The organism is Streptomyces sp. NPDC091280, assembly GCF_044768565.1.
Classification (GTDB): domain Bacteria; phylum Actinomycetota; class Actinomycetes; order Streptomycetales; family Streptomycetaceae; genus Streptomyces.
In genome coordinates, this window is record NZ_JBIVUZ010000001.1 from 1098521 (window position 1) to 1114409 (window position 15889).

19 protein-coding genes and 1 pseudogene are annotated in these 15889 nt (G+C 71.2%); 11 read left to right on the forward strand and 9 right to left on the reverse strand.

The genetic code is table 11. The features are described from left to right. Nucleotides 1-239 precede the first annotated feature (239 nt). The gene (locus tag ACIQPR_RS05030; RefSeq protein ID WP_019075666.1) at nt 240-932 is read right to left on the reverse strand and encodes a metal-dependent transcriptional regulator; all 693 of its coding nucleotides are present in this window, start codon (nt 930-932) and stop codon (nt 240-242) included. Between the two features lie 260 nt (nt 933-1192). On the opposite strand from ACIQPR_RS05030, the gene ACIQPR_RS05035 reads away from it, so the two are divergent. Continuing rightward, complete coding sequence (locus ACIQPR_RS05035) at nt 1193-1948, forward strand: SIS domain-containing protein (RefSeq protein ID WP_403642014.1); 756 nt, start codon at nt 1193-1195, stop codon at nt 1946-1948. Between the two features lie 55 nt (nt 1949-2003). Here ACIQPR_RS05035 and ACIQPR_RS05040 read toward each other — a convergent pair whose 3' ends face one another. After that, nucleotides 2004-3422, reverse strand: coding sequence for a PAS domain-containing protein (locus tag ACIQPR_RS05040; RefSeq protein WP_403642017.1), 1419 nt, complete (start codon nt 3420-3422; stop codon nt 2004-2006). Nucleotides 3423-3575: 153 nt separating this feature from the next. On the opposite strand from ACIQPR_RS05040, the gene ACIQPR_RS05045 reads away from it, so the two are divergent. Next, nucleotides 3576-4190: a nucleotidyltransferase family protein gene (locus tag ACIQPR_RS05045; protein ID WP_403642020.1), complete on the forward strand. Its 615-nt coding sequence runs from the start codon at nt 3576-3578 to the stop codon at nt 4188-4190. A 280-nt stretch (nt 4191-4470) separates the two neighbouring features. On the opposite strand, the gene pdxH is transcribed toward ACIQPR_RS05045, so the two are convergent. Further along, the gene (gene pdxH / locus ACIQPR_RS05050; protein WP_403642937.1) at nt 4471-5160 is read right to left on the reverse strand and encodes a pyridoxamine 5'-phosphate oxidase; all 690 of its coding nucleotides are present in this window, start codon (nt 5158-5160) and stop codon (nt 4471-4473) included. 155 nt (nt 5161-5315) lie between these two features. Between pdxH and ACIQPR_RS05055 the strand changes: the two genes are divergently transcribed. After that, nucleotides 5316-6428 carry a citrate synthase 2 gene (locus ACIQPR_RS05055; protein ID WP_403642023.1) on the forward strand — a complete coding sequence of 371 codons (1113 nt, stop codon included), beginning with the start codon at nt 5316-5318 and terminating at the stop codon, nt 6426-6428. 28 nt (nt 6429-6456) lie between these two features. Here ACIQPR_RS05055 and ACIQPR_RS05060 read toward each other — a convergent pair whose 3' ends face one another. From ACIQPR_RS05060 to ACIQPR_RS05085, 6 genes and pseudogenes are all read right to left on the reverse strand, one after another. Beyond that, complete coding sequence (locus ACIQPR_RS05060) at nt 6457-7074, reverse strand: TetR/AcrR family transcriptional regulator (protein ID WP_403642025.1); 618 nt, start codon at nt 7072-7074, stop codon at nt 6457-6459. Beyond that, complete coding sequence (locus ACIQPR_RS05065) at nt 7062-7796, reverse strand: enoyl-CoA hydratase family protein (protein ID WP_403642028.1); 735 nt, start codon at nt 7794-7796, stop codon at nt 7062-7064. The genes ACIQPR_RS05060 and ACIQPR_RS05065 overlap by 13 nt, the downstream gene beginning before the upstream one ends. Continuing rightward, nucleotides 7793-8716, reverse strand: a pseudogene (locus ACIQPR_RS05070) (AMP-binding protein); the annotation flags it as partial. The pseudogene ACIQPR_RS05070 and the gene ACIQPR_RS05065, both read right to left, overlap by 4 nt. Before the next feature lie 107 nt (nt 8717-8823). Continuing rightward, on the reverse strand, nt 8824-10455 hold the full coding sequence (locus ACIQPR_RS05075; protein ID WP_403642031.1) for a recombinase family protein: 1632 nt from the start codon (nt 10453-10455) through the stop codon (nt 8824-8826). Further along, a complete protein-coding gene (locus ACIQPR_RS05080) occupies nt 10452-10802 on the reverse strand; it encodes a hypothetical protein (protein WP_403642034.1) in 351 nt (116 codons plus the stop codon). Before ACIQPR_RS05080 ends, ACIQPR_RS05075 begins: the two co-directional genes overlap by 4 nt. A 35-nt stretch (nt 10803-10837) precedes the next feature. Next, nucleotides 10838-11284 (reverse strand): XRE family transcriptional regulator, encoded by a 447-nt coding sequence (locus ACIQPR_RS05085; protein ID WP_403642036.1) that lies wholly within the window; start codon nt 11282-11284, stop codon nt 10838-10840. 464 nt (nt 11285-11748) lie between these two features. Between ACIQPR_RS05085 and ACIQPR_RS05090 the strand changes: the two genes are divergently transcribed. The 8 genes from ACIQPR_RS05090 to ACIQPR_RS05125 all read left to right on the forward strand — a co-directional run bounded on the left by ACIQPR_RS05090 (nt 11749) and on the right by ACIQPR_RS05125 (nt 15779). Then, on the forward strand, nt 11749-11940 hold the full coding sequence (locus tag ACIQPR_RS05090; protein WP_403642037.1) for a hypothetical protein: 192 nt from the start codon (nt 11749-11751) through the stop codon (nt 11938-11940). Nucleotides 11941-12007: 67 nt separating this feature from the next. Beyond that, entirely contained in the window at nt 12008-12361 is a 354-nt protein-coding gene (locus tag ACIQPR_RS05095) for a hypothetical protein (RefSeq protein ID WP_403642039.1), read from the forward strand. After that, nucleotides 12358-12738 (forward strand): hypothetical protein, encoded by a 381-nt coding sequence (locus tag ACIQPR_RS05100; RefSeq protein WP_403642042.1) that lies wholly within the window; start codon nt 12358-12360, stop codon nt 12736-12738. Before ACIQPR_RS05095 ends, ACIQPR_RS05100 begins: the two co-directional genes overlap by 4 nt. Continuing rightward, on the forward strand, nt 12735-13415 hold the full coding sequence (locus ACIQPR_RS05105) for a hypothetical protein (protein WP_403642045.1): 681 nt from the start codon (nt 12735-12737) through the stop codon (nt 13413-13415). The genes ACIQPR_RS05100 and ACIQPR_RS05105 overlap by 4 nt, the downstream gene beginning before the upstream one ends. Before the next feature lie 72 nt (nt 13416-13487). Continuing rightward, nucleotides 13488-14447 carry a mucin-2 gene (locus ACIQPR_RS05110; protein WP_403642047.1) on the forward strand — a complete coding sequence of 320 codons (960 nt, stop codon included), beginning with the start codon at nt 13488-13490 and terminating at the stop codon, nt 14445-14447. Further along, nucleotides 14444-15139 (forward strand): cell surface glycoprotein, encoded by a 696-nt coding sequence (locus ACIQPR_RS05115; RefSeq protein WP_403642050.1) that lies wholly within the window; start codon nt 14444-14446, stop codon nt 15137-15139. The genes ACIQPR_RS05110 and ACIQPR_RS05115 overlap by 4 nt, the downstream gene beginning before the upstream one ends. Beyond that, nucleotides 15136-15615, forward strand: coding sequence for a hypothetical protein (locus tag ACIQPR_RS05120; protein WP_403642053.1), 480 nt, complete (start codon nt 15136-15138; stop codon nt 15613-15615). Before ACIQPR_RS05115 ends, ACIQPR_RS05120 begins: the two co-directional genes overlap by 4 nt. Continuing rightward, nucleotides 15612-15779 (forward strand): hypothetical protein, encoded by a 168-nt coding sequence (locus tag ACIQPR_RS05125; protein ID WP_403642056.1) that lies wholly within the window; start codon nt 15612-15614, stop codon nt 15777-15779. Before ACIQPR_RS05120 ends, ACIQPR_RS05125 begins: the two co-directional genes overlap by 4 nt. The last annotated feature ends 110 nt before the right edge of the window (nt 15780-15889 follow it).

Genomic DNA, 15889 nt, shown 5'->3' on the forward strand with positions numbered 1-15889 from the left:
TCCGGGTCAGCACAGGGGAGGACAGGCCCCGGCGCCGCACGGCGCCGGGGCCCTCCCCACGTTTGCGGCACATCCTCCCGCCCCCTCACGGTCATATGCCTCACGCGACAGCCTGGCACGCGAAGCGTCCCGGCGCTGCGATTCAGCGCACTGAATCTTGGAATCTCCGCGACCGGCGGAACGCCACAACTCCCTCTCCAGCCCCACGAGTTGACCGCCCCACAGGGCGAAAGACACGGTCAGCGCTTGGCGACGAACACATGCGAGGCGATGTCCGAGTCCAGCTCGGCCGCCTCGCCACCGCTGCCCACCAGCACCCCGCCCGCCGACTCCGTCACACTCACCACCGAGCCGGGCTGCACGCCCGCCCGCCGCAGCGTGTACATCAGCTGGGCGTCCGTCTGGATGGGCTCGCCGATCCGGCGCACCACGACCGTCTTGCCGTCCAGGCCCGGATCCAGCTCCGCCAGCGACACCATGCCCTCGTCGAGGAACGGGTCGGCGCCGTCCTTCTCGCCCAGCTCCTCAAGACCGGGGATCGGGTTGCCGTACGGCGACTCCGTGGGGTGGCGCAGCAGCTCAAGGACGCGCCGCTCCACGGCCTCGCTCATCACGTGCTCCCAGCGACAGGCCTCGGCGTGCACCTGCTCCCACTCCAGGCCGATCACGTCGACGAGCAGGCACTCGGCGAGCCGGTGCTTGCGCATCACGCGGGTGGCCAGGCGGCGGCCCTCGTCGGTCAGCTCCAGATGGCGGTCGCTGGCCACGGCCACCAGGCCGTCGCGCTCCATGCGGGCCACCGTCTGGCTCACCGTCGGGCCGCTCTGGTCCAGCCGCTCGGCGATGCGGGCGCGCATGGGGACCACACCTTCCTCCTCCAGCTCAAGGATGGTGCGGAGATACATCTCCGTGGTGTCGATCAGTCCGGACATACGTGCCCCTCGATTACCTCTGCCCGAAGCTCGGCGGCTCCGCGGCGCGTGCGCTGGCCCTGCACCCAATTCTGACGCATCGCACTGACAACCGTGCCGCGCCGTTGAAACCAGCCGGTTACGGCGGCCCGCGAAGCCCCCTCTCCGCCCGCTCCCCGCCCGCTCCCCGGCGGACCCGATCGCCCTCGACGCCGTATTGACATCCCCTTGGTCCAGACCGCACGGTGATCCGCGACACCACTCACCGAGGGGGCTCCCGCATGAGCGACCGTACGCCGGCCGGCCAGTTCTTCGACGCCGCGATCACCCTGCTCCAGCGGGTCAGCGACGAAGAGGCCGACTCCGTCGGGGCGGCCGGCACGCTCCTCGCGGACACCGTGGCCGACGGCGGGCGCCTCTTCGCGTTCGGCGCCGGACACTCCTCGCTCGCCGCGCAGGACCTCGTCTACCGCGCGGGGGGCCTCGCCCTGATGAACCTCCTCGTGGTGCCCGGAGTCCTCGGCGTCGACGTCCGGCCGGCCACGCTGGGCTCCGCCCTGGAGCGCGTCGACGGCCTCGCGGGCGTGGTCCTGGAGACGTCACCGCTGCGCGCCGGCGACGCCCTGGTGATCATCTCGCTGTCCGGGCGCAACGCCCTGCCCGTGGAGATGGCCATGAAGTCCCGCGCCCTCGGCGTCCGCGTCATCGGCGTGACCTCGGTGGCGTACGCCTCGGAGACGACGTCACGGCACACCTCGGGGACGTACCTCAAGGACCACTGCGACGTCGTGCTCGACTCGAAGATCGCGATCGGCGACGCGGAACTGGTCCACGACGGCATCCCGGCCCCCTTCGCCCCCGCCTCCACGGTCGTCACCGCGGCCCTCCTCCAGGCCGTCATGGCGACGGCGGCGGCGACCCTGGCCGACCGCGGCATCGAGCCGCCGCTGCTGCGCTCGGGGAACGTGGACGGCGGCCACGAGTGGAACGGCCGGGTGTTCGAGGAGTACCGGGACCGGATCTTCTACCAGCACTGAGGCATCCCAGCACTGAGGCATCCCGGCACTGAGACGCCCCGGCGCCGACGCGGTCCTACGGCTTCTCGCCCGCCTCCGCCGCCAGGTCGAGCGCCGCCGCGATCCGTACGGCCACGTCCTCGGCGTAGATCGAGTCGGACCGTTCGAACTGGCTGCGGCCCGCGCCGCGCAGGAACGTCACCACGCCCAGCGTCCGCCCCCGGCTGCGCAGCACCGCGCACAGCGCGTGCACGGCGTCCTGGGGCCACTGGCGGGCCCTGGCCCACTCACGGGCCTGTTCGGGCGAGGCCGTGCCGATACTGGCCCGCACCGAGCCGACGCGTTCGACGCACTGGAGGGCGGGATGCCCCTCCCCGTAGCGCACGGGCAGCCCGGCCGCGCCGGTGAGCAGGCTGGGGCCCGGTGCCCCCGTGGGCGTGGCGGCGACCCGGACGAGCCGTACGACCACGGACCGGGCCACGTCGGAATCGTTCAACGATCCACCCACGACCCGGTCGACAAGGGCGTGGTCGGCGAAGCCCGCGAGAGCGAAGTCGAGGTGCACGGTGGCCGCGTCGCGCGGGTCCTCGCACTCGGCGGCGGCGCGCGCGGCCCGGTGCAGCTGCTGGGCGCGGAACCGCAGCAGCGACGCCTCCTGCTCGACCTGCTTGGCCTCGGTGACGTCCTGGAAGAGCCAGCCGACACCGAGCGGCACCGGCTCCTCGGTGAGCGGCGAGGACAGCCGCAGGAACCCGCTGCGCCAGCAGCGGCGCAGCTGGCCCTCCGGTGTCCGTACGCTCACCCAGATCTCGGCGGGCGCGGGCGGCGCGCCTTCCGCGAGGACGTGCGTGAGCGCGGCCTCCAACTCCTCGACGCCCTGGGCCAGCAGTTCGCCGAGAGGCCGCCCGAGGACGGAGGTGCGGCCGGTGCCGAGGGCCCGCGCGGCATGCGCGTTGACGACGGCGGGCCGTAGGTCGGCGTCCACGAGCACAACGCCCCAGGAGGCGTTCTCGAAGAGGGCCTCGCTGAGGGCGATGGACCGTTCCAGGTCGATCTGGGCGTGCACCTCGCTGAAGGCGCAGTAGACGCCGGCGGGCTTGCCGTCCGAGCCGCGCACGGCGGCGGACTGCGTCCGCACCAGCACCCGCCCGCCGTCCTTCGTGAGGAGGGCGAACTCGTTGACCTGCCGCCCGGGAGCCCGCATCGCGGACATGAGCCGCCCCTCGACCTCCTCGGCGTCCGCGCTGCGTACGGCCCACCCGGCGAGCCCCTGCCGCCCCACGGCCTCGGCCGCGGTCCAGCCGAGAATGCGTTCCGCCTCGCGGTTCCAGTGGGTCAGCACGCCGTCGGCGTCGAAGGCGCACAGGGCCGCGTCCATCCCGTCCAGCAACGCGGCCAGCAGATCGGACCCGCCGACCGCCTCGGGACCACCGTCCCGCTCGGGCTCGTCGGGACCCAACTCGTCGGTGGTCCCACTACGCCGGGAAGCACTCACCTGGACCCCCTGCAGGCTGCGTCCGCGGACACGGAGCGTCGGTTCACTCACTCACCATCATTCAACTCGAACGTGACGCAGCACACACCGCGTTCCCCCAAGATTGAGGGAATCGTTGTACGCCACCGGTTCCGGTCCCGGCACACTCGACCGATGCCCGCCCGCCTGCCCCTGGACGAACAGCTCACCGCGCTGCGGACGACGCTGTCCCGCAACCACATCCTCCTGGAGGTCCTCGCCCGCACAGCGGCCCTGGACCTCCCGAACTGGTACCTGACCGCGGGCTGCCTCTTCCAAACGATCTGGAACACGACCACCGGCCGCCCGCCGACCCACGGCATCAAGGACTACGACGTCTTCTACTACGACGCCACGGACCTCTCCTGGGAGGCGGAGGACAGGGCGATCCGCGCGGGCCGCGAGGCCTTCGCCGGCCTTCCCGCGACGGTGGAGATCCGCAACGAGGCCCGCGTCCACCTCTGGTACGAGCAGAAGTTCGGCACCCCGTGCCCGCCGCACGACTGCGTGGAGTCCGCGATCGACTCCTTCGCGTCGACCACCTGCTGCCTCGCCGTACGCCTCAAGGAGGACGGCGACTGGCGCGTCTACGCCCCGCACGGCCTCTCCGACATCTTCAACCTCGTCGTACGACCGAACCCGGCCCTGGCCCCCCAGGAGGTCTACGAGACGAAGGCGGCGCGCTGGCGGCGGGTGTGGCCGGAGCTGACGGTACTGCCGTGGCCCATGCCGTCCGCGAAAAACGGTTGATCCCTCGGGCGTGGGTTCTTAGGGTGGCGAGTACTTCGGAAAGGAGGTGGTTCGGCAGATGTATGGATACCGGACGGAAGAGGTGGCTGCGGGCTAGTGGCCCGCCGTCGTACTCGGTTCGGCGCCGGGCCCGCGTGTGCGTGTCGCACGCAACCGGCCTAACCCAACGCAGTCACCCGACCCGCGAGCTCGCCGGTACGTCCGGCCGGCTCCCCCGCCGTGAGGCGGAGGGACCTGAGCTCGCGGGTCGCCTGCGTCCACGGCCCGTGGCCCATGCCGGTCAGGGGCTCAGTCGGTCCAGGCGCCAGCCGCCGTCCGGCTCGGCGGTGTAGCGGAGGCGGTCGTGGAGGCGGTTCTCGCGGCCCTGCCAGAACTCGACCGTGCGGGGCGCGACGCGGAAGCCGCCCCAGTGGGGTGGGACCGGGACCTGTTCGCCCTCGGGGTAGCGGGCGGCCAACTCGCTGTACGAGGACTCCAGTTCGGTCCGGGAGGCGATCACCGAGGACTGGGCGCTGGCCCACGCGCCGAGCTGGGAACCGTGCGGGCGGGTGCGGAAGTACGCGGCGGTCTCGTCGCGGCCGGTGCGCCGGGCGGTGCCGGTGACCAGGACCTGGCGGGCCATCGGGTGCCACGGGAAGAGCAGCGAGACATGCGGGTTCGCGGCCAGTTCGCGGGCCTTGCGGGACTCGTAGTTCGTGTAGAAGACGAAGCCCTGGTCGTCGTAGTCCTTGAGGAGGACCGTGCGGGAACTGGGGCGGCCCTCGGCGTCGGCCGTGGAGAGGACCATGGCGTTCGGCTCGTAGACCAGTTCCTGGAGCACCGCCTCCTCGAACCAGCGGGCGAACTGGGCCATGGGGTCGGCGGCCAGGCCGTGCTCGTCGAGGCCCGCCACCCGGTACTGCCGGCGCATCGCGGCCGGGTCGAGGCGGGGATCACGGTCGGTGGGATCGCGGTCGGTCACGGCCGTCATCCTGCCGTACGGCGGGCGCGGCCACGAGTTCGGGTGGCACTCAGTGCCGCTCACCCTCCCGTCCGATGGCACTCGGCGCTATGGTGCTGATGTCTCTATCTTCGGCCCGCGAGTCGCGCGAGCGACCGTGGAGCCACAGCATGAGGAGCCGCCTGATGTCCGATGTCGACCCCACCTTCGTACCCGGACTCGAAGGAATCGTCGCGTTCGAGACGGAGATCGCCGAACCGGACAAGGAAGGCGGCGCCCTGCGGTACCGGGGCGTCGACATCGAGGACCTGGTCGGTCATGTCTCGTTCGGCAACGTCTGGGGGCTGCTCGTCGACGGCGCCTTCGACCCCGGACTGCCGCCCGCCGAGCCGTTCCCGATCCCGGTGCACTCCGGGGACATCCGCGTCGACGTACAGTCCGCGCTGGCCATGCTCGCACCCGTGTGGGGCCTCAAACCGCTGCTCGACATCGACGAGGAGCGGGCCCGCGACGACCTCGCCCGCGCGGCCGTCATGGCCCTGTCCTACGTCGCCCAGTCCGCGCGCGGGCAGGGCAACGCGATGGTGCCGCAGCGCGAGATCGACAAGGCGCAGTCCGTCGTCGAACGGTTCATGATCCGGTGGCGGGGCGAGCCCGACCCGAAGCACGTCGCCGCCGTGGACGCGTACTGGACGTCCGCCGCCGAGCACGGCATGAACGCGTCGACCTTCACCGCCCGGGTCATCGCCTCCACCGGCGCCGATGTCGCCGCCGCCCTGTCGGGGGCCGTGGGCGCGATGTCGGGGCCGCTGCACGGCGGTGCGCCGTCCCGTGTGCTCGGCATGATCGAGGAGATCGAGCGGACGGGCGACGCGGAGGCCTACGTCAGGCAGGCCCTCGACAAGGGTGAGCGGCTCATGGGTTTCGGGCACCGGGTGTACCGGGCCGAGGACCCCCGGGCACGTGTACTGCGGCGTACGGCACGGGAGTTGGGCGCACCGCGGTTCGAGATCGCGGAGGCCTTGGAGAAGGCGGCGCTGGCGGAGCTGCACGCCCGGCGGCCCGACCGGGTGCTCGCGACCAACGTCGAGTTCTGGGCGGCGATCGTGCTGGACTTCGCGGAGGTGCCGGCGCACATGTTCACCTCGATGTTCACGTGCGCGCGGACCGCGGGATGGTCGGCGCACATCCTTGAGCAGAAGCGGACGGGGCGGCTGGTGCGGCCCTCCGCCCGGTACGTGGGACCGGCGAGTCGCGGTCCGCAGGAGATCCGCGGGTTCGGGGACATCGCCCACTGACGGCCCCGCGCCCCTCAGGACACGGGCCTCAGCCCAAGGTGTCGTCCAGCAGGACCGCCCACTGGGCCACCACCCTCGCCCGTCTGTTCCCGTCGTCCGTGAGCAGGTTCGCCAGGCCCAGGCCTCTCGCCATGTCCAGGAGGCCCTGGACCGTCTCCCGCACGCCCGCTCTCGACTCGTCCGCGTCGAGCAGATCCACCGCGATGCGGTGGGTCTCCCGGCCCACCCGCGCCTCCAACTCGGTCACCCGGGGGCCGAGTTGGTCCTCGTTCGAGGCGGCCACCCACAGGTGCAGGGCCGCGCGGAACAGCGGGCCGGTGTAGAGGTCGACCAGGGCCTGCACCACCGCGCGCCGGTCCGTGGCGCCCTCCGGGAACAGGGCGCGGAGGGCGGTGGAGCGTTCCTCCGCCACGTATTCGACGGCCGCCGTGAAGAGGTCCTCGCGGGTGGGGAAGTGGTGCTGGGCGGCGCCCCGGGAGACCCCGGCGCGTTCGGCCACGACGGAGACCGTGGAGCCCGCCCAGCCGTGTTCGGCCAGGCAGGACACGGCGGCTTCCAGGAGGCGCTGCCGGGTGGCCCGGCTGCGGTCCTGCTTGGGCCTGCGGTCGGCCGTGCCCGGCTCGGGCGCCGCGCTCACACCAGCCATGCGGGATCCCGTCGTTCGAGGAAGGCCGTCATCCCCTCGCGGGCCTGCTCGGAGGCGAACAGCCGGGCCGAGAGCGCGGTCAGGCCGGCCGCGTCCCGGTCGAAGGTCTCCAGCACCCTAGCCGTGAGCAGCCGTTTCGTCTCGGCCAGGGCCTCGGGGGCGGAGCGGCGCAGTCCGTCGAGGATGGGGGCCAGGGTCTCGTCGACGTCCTCGCCCGCCGCCGTCAGCAGGCCGAGGCGGGCGGCTTCCGGTGCGTCGAAGCGTTCGCCGGTGAGGTAGTAGCGGGCGAGGGCGCGGGGGTCCGTGCGGGGCAGGAGCGGGAGGGAGATCACCGCGGGGGCGACCCCGATCCGTACCTCCGTGAACGCGAAGGTGGACTCCCCCGACGCCGCCGCGATGTCGCAGGCCGCGACGAGGCCCAGGCCGCCCGCCCGTACGTGGCCCGTCACCCGGGCGACGACCGGCTTGGGCAGTTCGACGATCTGCCGGAGCAGGGACACCAGCGCGTCCGGGTGCGGCGGGTCGCGCAGGTCCGCGCCCGCGCAGAACGTGTTCCCGGTGTGCGTCAGGACGAGTGCCCGTACGTCGGTGTCCTTGGCGCAGTCGGTCAGCGCGTCCGCCAACTCGGCCACCAGGGGCGCCGACAGCGCGTTGCGGGTGGCCGGCGAGTCCAGGCTCAGGGTCTCGACGCCCCGTGTGCGGGTCCGACCGATCGACGTCATGCGCGGCCTCGCAGTTCGCGGCGCAGGATCTTGCCGGAGGCGGCGCGCGGGACGGCGTCGATGAAGGTGATCCGGCGGATCCGCTTGTAGGGGGCGACCCGTTCGGCCACGTACGTCATGACCTCGTCCTCGGTCGGTCCGGGGTGGTCCGCGGCCGCCGCGCCGTGGCGGACCACGTAGGCGTGCGGGACCTCGTTGTTGTCCTCGTCGTACTCGCCCACCACGGCCGCGTCGGCGATGCCGGGGTGGGTGAGCAGGAGGGCCTCCAGTTCGGCCGGGGCCACCTGGAAGCCCTTGTACTTGATGAGCTCCTTGACCCGGTCGACGACGAACGTCCAGCCCTCGGCGTCCACTTGGCCGACGTCCCCGGTGTGCAGCCAGCCGTCCTCGTCGATCATCGCGGCGGTGTCGTCGGGGCGGCCCAGGTAGCCCTTCATCACCTGGGGGCCGCGGATGAGGAGTTCACCGGCCTCGCCGGTGCCGAGGTCCTTGGCCGGGTCGTCGAGGGACACGATCCGCATCTCGGTGCCGGCGATGAGCCGGCCGACCGTGCCGGGCGGTGCCGTGGCCATCTCCCCCACGGGGACCACGTGGGTGCCCGGGGACAGTTCCGTCATGCCGTAGGCCTGGCCCACCGGCGGCAGGCCCAGGCGCTGCGAGCAGGCGACGGCCAGCTTCGCGTCGAGGGGGGCGGCGGCGCTGATGATGTACTTCAGGGACGAGAGGTCGTACTGCGCGACCGCCGGGTGCTTGGCGAGGGCCAGGACGATCGGCGGGGCGACGTAGAGGCCGGTGATGCGGTGGTTCTCGATCGCCGCGAGGAAGGTCTCCAGCTCGAAGCGCGGGAGGACGACGACCGCGGCGCCCTTGCGCAGGGGTGCGTTCATCAGGGCGGTGAGGCCGTAGATGTGGGTCAGTGGCTCTAAAGGACACGCGAGCATCGGGCCCCCTCTCCGTGCGCTGAAGTGCGACGTTCAGAGAGTGGCAGCAGGCACGGAAACAATCAAGCGTGCTTGCATTTTGCGCTCTAGCGGTCGGCCCATGGGTCAGGCTCCCACACGGGATGGAACTCGTACGAGCGGTTGAGGCTCCATTTCGCGCCCTGGTCGCTCTTGGTGCTGGTGACCACGAAGCGGCGTAGGACCTGCCGCAAAATGGCGTTCTTCTCTACGGGGTTGATGGTCTCCCATTCGGCGAGCAGGCCAACGACCAGCGGGCGGAAGTCGGCGCGGTCCGGAGTGGCCTCGTCGTCGGCGACCGCTTGCAGATCTTTGACCAACTCGCCTTTACGGCCTAGCAGTTGGTCGCGAACCCGCGCGAAGGTGTCGGCCGGATACTTGTCCGGTTCGAGAACGTGATCGGTGGTGAGCCGATCGAGTGCGTCATCGATCTTGGCGAGTTCGGCCTGTAAACGCGCGCGAGCCTCGGCGGCCTGCTGGCGTGGGTCTGGCGGCGCGGTGCGCAGTTCGGGGACGGTGGCCGGCGCGTTGTCGATGCCGTCGGCGACGTCGCGCGTGAGCCAATCGCGTATCTCCTGTTCCACCTCATCCCGGCGTACGTACATGCCGAGCTGGCATTCGGAGTTGCCCTTGTTCTTGTGGTTGTAACAGGTGAGGGTGTCACCGCGTCCGTAGCGGCTGGAGCGGGCGACGGCCGACCCTCGGCAGTTTCCGCAGCTTCCGATGCCGGTCGTCGCGTACGTGGCGCGGCGGGCCCGTGGGGGCGTCGCCTTCACTTCCTTACGGTGCTGTTGGTACTCCTCCCACTGGTCGGGCGCGATCAGCGCGGGTTGGGCGCCCGCGATGTAGATCATGCGGTCGGCTTTGCAGCCGTCGAAGTAATCGCGGCCCAGGCCGCATGTGCACTCAGGGTCATGAACACGGAGCAGACCGGCCCCGAATCCTGAGTCGAGGTACCGCTGAACTGTGTTGGGCGCCCATCGGTTCCCGCGCGTGGTCGGAATGCTCATCTCGTCGTTGAGCCAGTGAGCGAGCATGGAGAACCCCTCGCGGGCGATCTTCCGCTCGTACAGTTCCGTTCCGACTGGTCCGAGGTCGGGGTGTCGCTCGTACCGTTCTTCTTGCAGGCGGATTCCGCCCTGTGCCGTGGGGTCGGGCACTCGTCTTGGGTGCCAGATGTACCCGAAGCGCGGCCGACCGGTGGCGGGGAGTTTCAGCGCGCGCCGGTGTGCGTGTGTCTCCTTCCACTGCTCACCGGCGCGGTCGCTCTCGAATACGGCGAGGTCAAAGAGGATGGCGCGGTTGAAGCGCCCTACGGCGGTTCGCGCGTCCACATCTTCGGTGGCCGAGGCGAGTTGACCGCCGGCGTGTTCGAGTCGGGCGAGGTTGACGGCGATGCCTAGATCGTTGCGGCCGAATCGACTGAACTTCCAGACGGCGATGCCGACGGGGTCGCCGCGCTCGACCTGCTCTATGCCTTGCATGATCTTGCGTTTGAAGTTTCGGCCGGTGGCGTCGAGGTCGACAATCCAGCCGATGATGCGGCGCCCAGTTCGCTTGGCCCATGTGTTGATGGCCGTTTCTTGCAGCTCAGGGCTGATCTTCTCTTCTTTCCACGTCGAAACGCGGATGTACCCGAGCCAGGGTTCGCCTATGTGCGGCGTTGCCTGAAAGGTGGGCGGTATCAGGAGGTCGGTCACTGCGCCTTCCGTTCGGAGTGTCGAACACGGTTCGGGTTCAACGTGATCACGTTGCCCGCGCCCTGCTCGGCGCGGCCCTCCCGACTGCCCGGCGCGGGCGGGGTGGGTGCGTCGAGCAGGCCGCGCGCGACATGATCAAGGGCGCGGTTGTAACCGGCGCGGTCGGCGTCGGCGAGTTGGTCGTCGGTGGCGCGCTGGGAGTTCTGCACGGTGCGGATGATGGTCAGGGGAACGGCGGCGAGGACGGCGAACAGGCCGGTCCCGAACAGGTCGTCGTTGTTGCCGAGTAAGCCGACAGCGCCCGCGCCGATCCCCACCGTGAGCAGGGCGAAGGCGAATACGGGCATGTATCGGTGGGTCACTGTGCTGCCTTTCCGTGCGGTTAGTTCTCGACGGTGCGCCCCTCGCCGCTCTCGGCGCGCTGCTCTCGCAGGGTCTCGGTCATGTTGACGAACACTCGGCGTGACTGCGGGTCGGTGATGCCTAGTTCATCTGCTGCGGTTTCGGGGGTCAGTGGGTCGGTGCGGGTGGGGTTGCGGACGTCGTGCAGTTCGCGTGCGCTGAGCACGCCGGCGGCGACGAGCACCTCGGCGAGGGGCAGACGGAGGGCGGCGGCAAGCGTCTGAAGTGTGCGGGTCTCCGTGACGGCCTGACCGCGCAGCATGCGGCTGACGGTGCCGCCGCCGAGGCCGGAGTCTGCGGCGAACCTGGTTTGGCCGCCACCCCTGGGCTTCAGGTCGTAGCCGCGTTCCTCAAGCTGACGCCTGAGCCAGGCGGCGAACTGCTCCGGCGTCGCGAGATCGCCCTCGGCCGGGTTCATATGTTCCATGGATGGAACATACCGCCCATGGAACATAGGCATTACGCGACCGCCGGAACACGTCCGAAACATGCAGGTTTAGCACGGTTCACCCCCAATGAACTGCGGCGATGCACTCGAACAGGTGACTGATTGTTGTTAGGCATATGCTGATTGTCAACAGCATTCGGCATATGCCTTACCGAATACATGTTCGACTCACCCGTCGCATCAACATGTTAACGTTCCATCCATGGAAGGAAGCAATCCATCCATGGAAGGAGATTGACTGTGTATGACCGCGCCGCCTTGATCACCGCCGCCCGACGGGCGGGAGACCGCACTTCGTCAGATACGGCGAGACGGTTGAAGGTTGCACGCAGCACCGCATGGCGCCTGTGGAACGGGCGCACGGCCCCAAGTGCCAACGTAGCGGCGGCAGTTGAAACGCACTACGGCGTTTCCGCCGGGCAGTTGATCAAGCGGTCCGCCGCGTGAGCGGCGACGTGATCCCCCGCGAGCAGGCACTCGCCAATGCCCGCCGGGTCCTCGACGCCGCCCGCTACCGCCGCGACAGCGACCGCGCCGCCGGCCGTCTCGCCCCCGAGACCGAACTCGTCTTGCGCCGCCTCGAACGCCAGCAGCGCCGGCAGGCGCCCGCCGTCGAGCACCGCGCCGCCGCCTGAAAACGCGGAGGGCCGCCCGGATTGCGCCCGGACGGCCCTCCCGACCGAACCCCGAGAGGTACCGATCGTGAACACCCCTGAGCGTACCGCCGCCGCACCGAGCGCGGACGCCGAGAAGCACGCCACCCGCACGGCTGTGATCGCCCGGCAGCTCGACCAGATCGCCCCCGGCACCGTGCGCGTGCGGAGCGCCCCCGTGCCGACCGACCGCGACGGCGAGCAGCGGCTCACGACGTGGATCGTCCTTGCCGACGCCCTCGACGGGCCGGTCAAGGCCGACCGCGACGCGCACCGCGCCGCCCGCGGCCTGCTGCTGCGGATGTTCCCCGCCGCCGACTGGACCCGTCCGCAGGTCTACGACGCGATCACGGGCGCCCTCGCCGTCGACATCCCGGTCATGCCCGAGGAGCTGCACAGGTGATCCGCCCGACGCTCACCGCCGACGGCCTCGCCGTACGTCTGCCGATCGCCGACCGTGCCGAGAAGCTGCTCGACGCCCTCGCCGTCGCGTACGCCGCCGACCCCGACACCGTAGACCAACTGCTCACGCACCACGGGGCGAACGTCGTCCGCCTCGATCACGCCGTCGTGAGCGAGGACATGCCCGAGCACGAGCGCGCCATGCGCGCCGCCGAGGCCGACGGGAGCCGCGAGGCCCTGCTCGCCGAGGCGCCGCCCGCCGACAACCTCGACGACCTGCTCGGCCCCGACGACGCGTTCACCCTCGCCGGCCGCATCACCAACCTCGCCGACTACATCCGCAACACGACTGCCCCCGGCAGAGGTGAGGCCGCGTGAGTCTCACACTCGACGTGGTCGGGAAGATGCTTACCGAGCGGGCCGTCGAGATGGTGCCGGGACAGCTCGCCATCGATGCCTGCGACGTACCCACGCCGGTTCCCTCTGCACCGCGACCGAATCGCCGAGCGGTTCGGACTGGCCGCACCAGCACCGCGCCCGTACGGGGCGTCTCCGTCGACCTCGCCCTCGCGTTCCTCAAGCGCACCCGCGAGACCGAGAACGGACACCGCGAGTGGACCGGCACCCCTGCCAAGGGCGGGGGCCGGTTCCAGCACAAGGGCACGTCGTACACCGCGTTTCAGGCCGCGTTCATCCTGTGGCACGGACGGGCACCGGTCGGCAGCGCCTCGCCGTCCTGCGACGTGCCGACGTGCTGCTCGCCCGCCCATGTCGACGACCAAGAGACCCGGAAGCGCGAGCGCGCGGCCCTCGCCGACGTCAAGGGCATGCGGCACCGGCGGCCCAGGTGCAAGCACGGCCAGGCCGTACACGGCCGCCACCGCGCGGACGGCCGGAAGTACTGCGCGGAGTGCAACCGGCTTGCCAGCAAGCCGAGTTGCGGGCACGGCAACCCGACGTGCCACGACTCCGAGGTACGGCCGTACCCGTGCGGGCCGCGGTGCGAGGAGCACCAGCCGGCCCGGACCCGCCCTTACGTGACCGCCGCCGCCTGATCTGCCCCGGGGCGAGGACGAGCCGCCGACGCCCCTCGCCCCGGGCGCACCATCCCGAGGAGCACAACCCCTGTGACCTGGTTCAAAGTCGACGACACGTTTTACGGGCACCCCAAGACACTCAAGGCCGGTAACGCCGCCGTCGGCCTGTGGACCAAAGCGGGCGCGTACGCCGCCCAGCACCTCACCGAGGGCATGGTTCCGGGCGTCGTCGCCCAGCTGTACGGCACTGCCCCGCAGGCCCGGAAGCTGGTCGCGGCCGGCCTGTGGCACGAGCACGGGCACACGTGCCCGCACCCGAAGTGCCAGCAGCCGGCACCCGGCGACTACTACATGCACGACTTCCTGATCTACAACCCGAGCCGGGCGCGCGTCGAGACCGAGCGCGCGCGGGCCGCCGAGCGGCAGCAGCGGGCCCGCGAACGTGCCGACGAGCAGCGGAACCAGGAGCGTAATCCGCCCGTTCCGTCGGCAAATCGTGTCGGAACCGAGGGCGATCCGTCGGACGGAAATCGCGAACCGGCCGCGAATCAGATCGAGTTTCCGCAAGACATCGCAGGTCAGAGGGGACCGTCACAGCGTGACGGTACCGACCCGTCACGGTCCCCCCGTCCCGACCCGTCCCATCCCGCTGTACCTCCTTCGGAGGTACAGCCAGCTAGCTACGGCTCGACGCCCGCCGTCCCGCCGAACCTTCGGCCGTTGCGTGACGCGCTCACCGCCGCCGGCGTCGTCGTCGAGTGGTCCCTCGCGGAAGCCGACTGGTTCCGGCTTGAGGCGATCGTGCAGCGGACCGCCGTCCCCGTCCTGGTCGACCATGCCCGTGAGCAGTGGCACCGGGCCCGAAGCCGGCCGCGCTCGGTGCGGTACTTCCTGCCCGGCTGGAGTGCGCTCCCGCCCGTGCCCGCGGGCGCCCCGACGGCGCCGGGCGCCGACGTGATCCCCCTCGCCGCCGCCCGTCCCGGACGCGTCGCCCGCGCCGCCGACATGTTCGCCGCGGCCCTCAACTCTCCCCAGGAGCAAGCCAGATGACCCGCGAAGAAGTCGCGGCCCTGCTCGCCTACGCCGTACGCCTCGACCCACGCAGCGCACCTGCCGACCAGGCCGCCGCCGAGGAAACCCTCGACCAGTGGGCCGACCTGCTCGCCGACGTCGCCGCGCGCGCCCCGCACCCCAACGGCCGCCACTGGGACGCCGCACAGGTCGTGCGCCACCACATCGCGACCTCGCCGTACCCGGTCCGGCCGTCGGACGTGTCGCGCCCGTGGCACAGCTTCCGCCGCGACGTCGTCGACCGCCACCACGACCCCGTTCCCGCCGCCGACCCGGACGACCCCGAGGCGTACCGCGCCGAACTGGTCGGCACCCGCACCGCCGTGGCGACCGGCGCCTCGACCGCCGCGACGTACCACGAACTGACCGGCGGCACCCGCGAGGAGCGCGACCGACTCGCCGCCGAACGCCTCGCCGCCCTCGGCGACTACGTCCCGCGCACCGTCGCCGACGCCCTCGCCGAGTTCCGGCCCCGTCGCGCCGAGCGCGACCGACTCGCCGCCGAGGGACTGCCCGACCCGCTCGACGTTCCGTGTCCGTACCAGCAGTGCCGCGCCGCCGTGGGTGATCCCTGCCTCAACTACCGCCGCAATCCCCGCAGTTTGGCGCACCCCTCGCGCCTCGACCTCGCCGCCGCCCGTCACTACGCCCCGAAGGAGCCGGCCGCATGACCAGCCGCAGGAAGCACCCCGAGCGCGCCCCGCACCGCCGCCGCGCGAGCGCGACCGACCGCACAAAAAACAACAGCGGGTACCGCATCACGGGATCGTGGGACCGGCATCCGGACCGCCCGGCGATCAGACCGACGCAGGACCGCAAGGCCGCCCGCCGCATCGCCCGGAACATGGCCGAGCAGGGCGCGTACGTGATCGTCGAGGCGCACCACGGACACGGCCGGTGGTCGACCTGGTTCGAGGTCGACGGCCCCGCCCTGCTCGCCGAGCGTCGCGCCATCGAGGAGGAGCAGCACCGCCGCGCCGCCGAGGAGCGGCAGCGCGCCAAGCAGGAAGAGTCCGCCCGCCTCGCTACCGCTGAGAAGTCCGAGCGTGAGCGCGCCGCCCTCGCGCGGCTCATGGTGCGCCCGCCGGTTGCCCGCGAGCAGCGCGGACGGCGCGAGGCACGACACGTCACCGGGGCACAGCGATGATCCCCGCCGCCGCCCTCGCCGTCGTACGCGCCGGCGTCGAGAACGCCCGAAGGAACGGCCTCGACACCGCCGGAGATGTGGCCTCGCAGGTCGTCGAGGAACTGGTCGCCATGGGATGGACGATCGTCCTCGCCGGGCCCGACGGCCACCCCTCAGCTACCTAAAGCCGTGCCGGGGGGCGGAAATCGGAGTGCCCAGGGCCGCCCCCTGTGAACTATGTTCCAACCATGGATGGAACGTGCCAGCCATGGAAGAACATTCGGAACGACTTCCC

Excerpts from the sequence above, each read along its gene's own strand:
- ACIQPR_RS05030 (WP_019075666.1), bottom strand. The coding sequence starts at position 932 with ATGTCCGGACTGATCGACACCACGGAGATGTATCTCCGCACCATCCTT.
- ACIQPR_RS05045 (WP_403642020.1), top strand. The coding sequence starts at position 3,576 with ATGCCCGCCCGCCTGCCCCTGGACGAACAGCTCACCGCGCTGCGGACG.
- ACIQPR_RS05125 (WP_403642056.1), top strand. The coding sequence starts at position 15,612 with ATGATCCCCGCCGCCGCCCTCGCCGTCGTACGCGCCGGCGTCGAGAAC.
- ACIQPR_RS05055 (WP_403642023.1), top strand. The coding sequence starts at position 5,316 with ATGTCCGATGTCGACCCCACCTTCGTACCCGGACTCGAAGGAATCGTC.
- pdxH (WP_403642937.1), bottom strand. The coding sequence starts at position 5,160 with ATGACGGCCGTGACCGACCGCGATCCCACCGACCGTGATCCCCGCCTC.
- ACIQPR_RS05060 (WP_403642025.1), bottom strand. The coding sequence starts at position 7,074 with ATGGCTGGTGTGAGCGCGGCGCCCGAGCCGGGCACGGCCGACCGCAGG.
- ACIQPR_RS05035 (WP_403642014.1), top strand. The coding sequence starts at position 1,193 with ATGAGCGACCGTACGCCGGCCGGCCAGTTCTTCGACGCCGCGATCACC.
- ACIQPR_RS05080 (WP_403642034.1), bottom strand. The coding sequence starts at position 10,802 with ATGCCCGTATTCGCCTTCGCCCTGCTCACGGTGGGGATCGGCGCGGGC.
- ACIQPR_RS05120 (WP_403642053.1), top strand. The coding sequence starts at position 15,136 with ATGACCAGCCGCAGGAAGCACCCCGAGCGCGCCCCGCACCGCCGCCGC.
- ACIQPR_RS05115 (WP_403642050.1), top strand. The coding sequence starts at position 14,444 with ATGACCCGCGAAGAAGTCGCGGCCCTGCTCGCCTACGCCGTACGCCTC.
- ACIQPR_RS05085 (WP_403642036.1), bottom strand. The coding sequence starts at position 11,284 with ATGGAACATATGAACCCGGCCGAGGGCGATCTCGCGACGCCGGAGCAG.
- ACIQPR_RS05065 (WP_403642028.1), bottom strand. The coding sequence starts at position 7,796 with ATGACGTCGATCGGTCGGACCCGCACACGGGGCGTCGAGACCCTGAGC.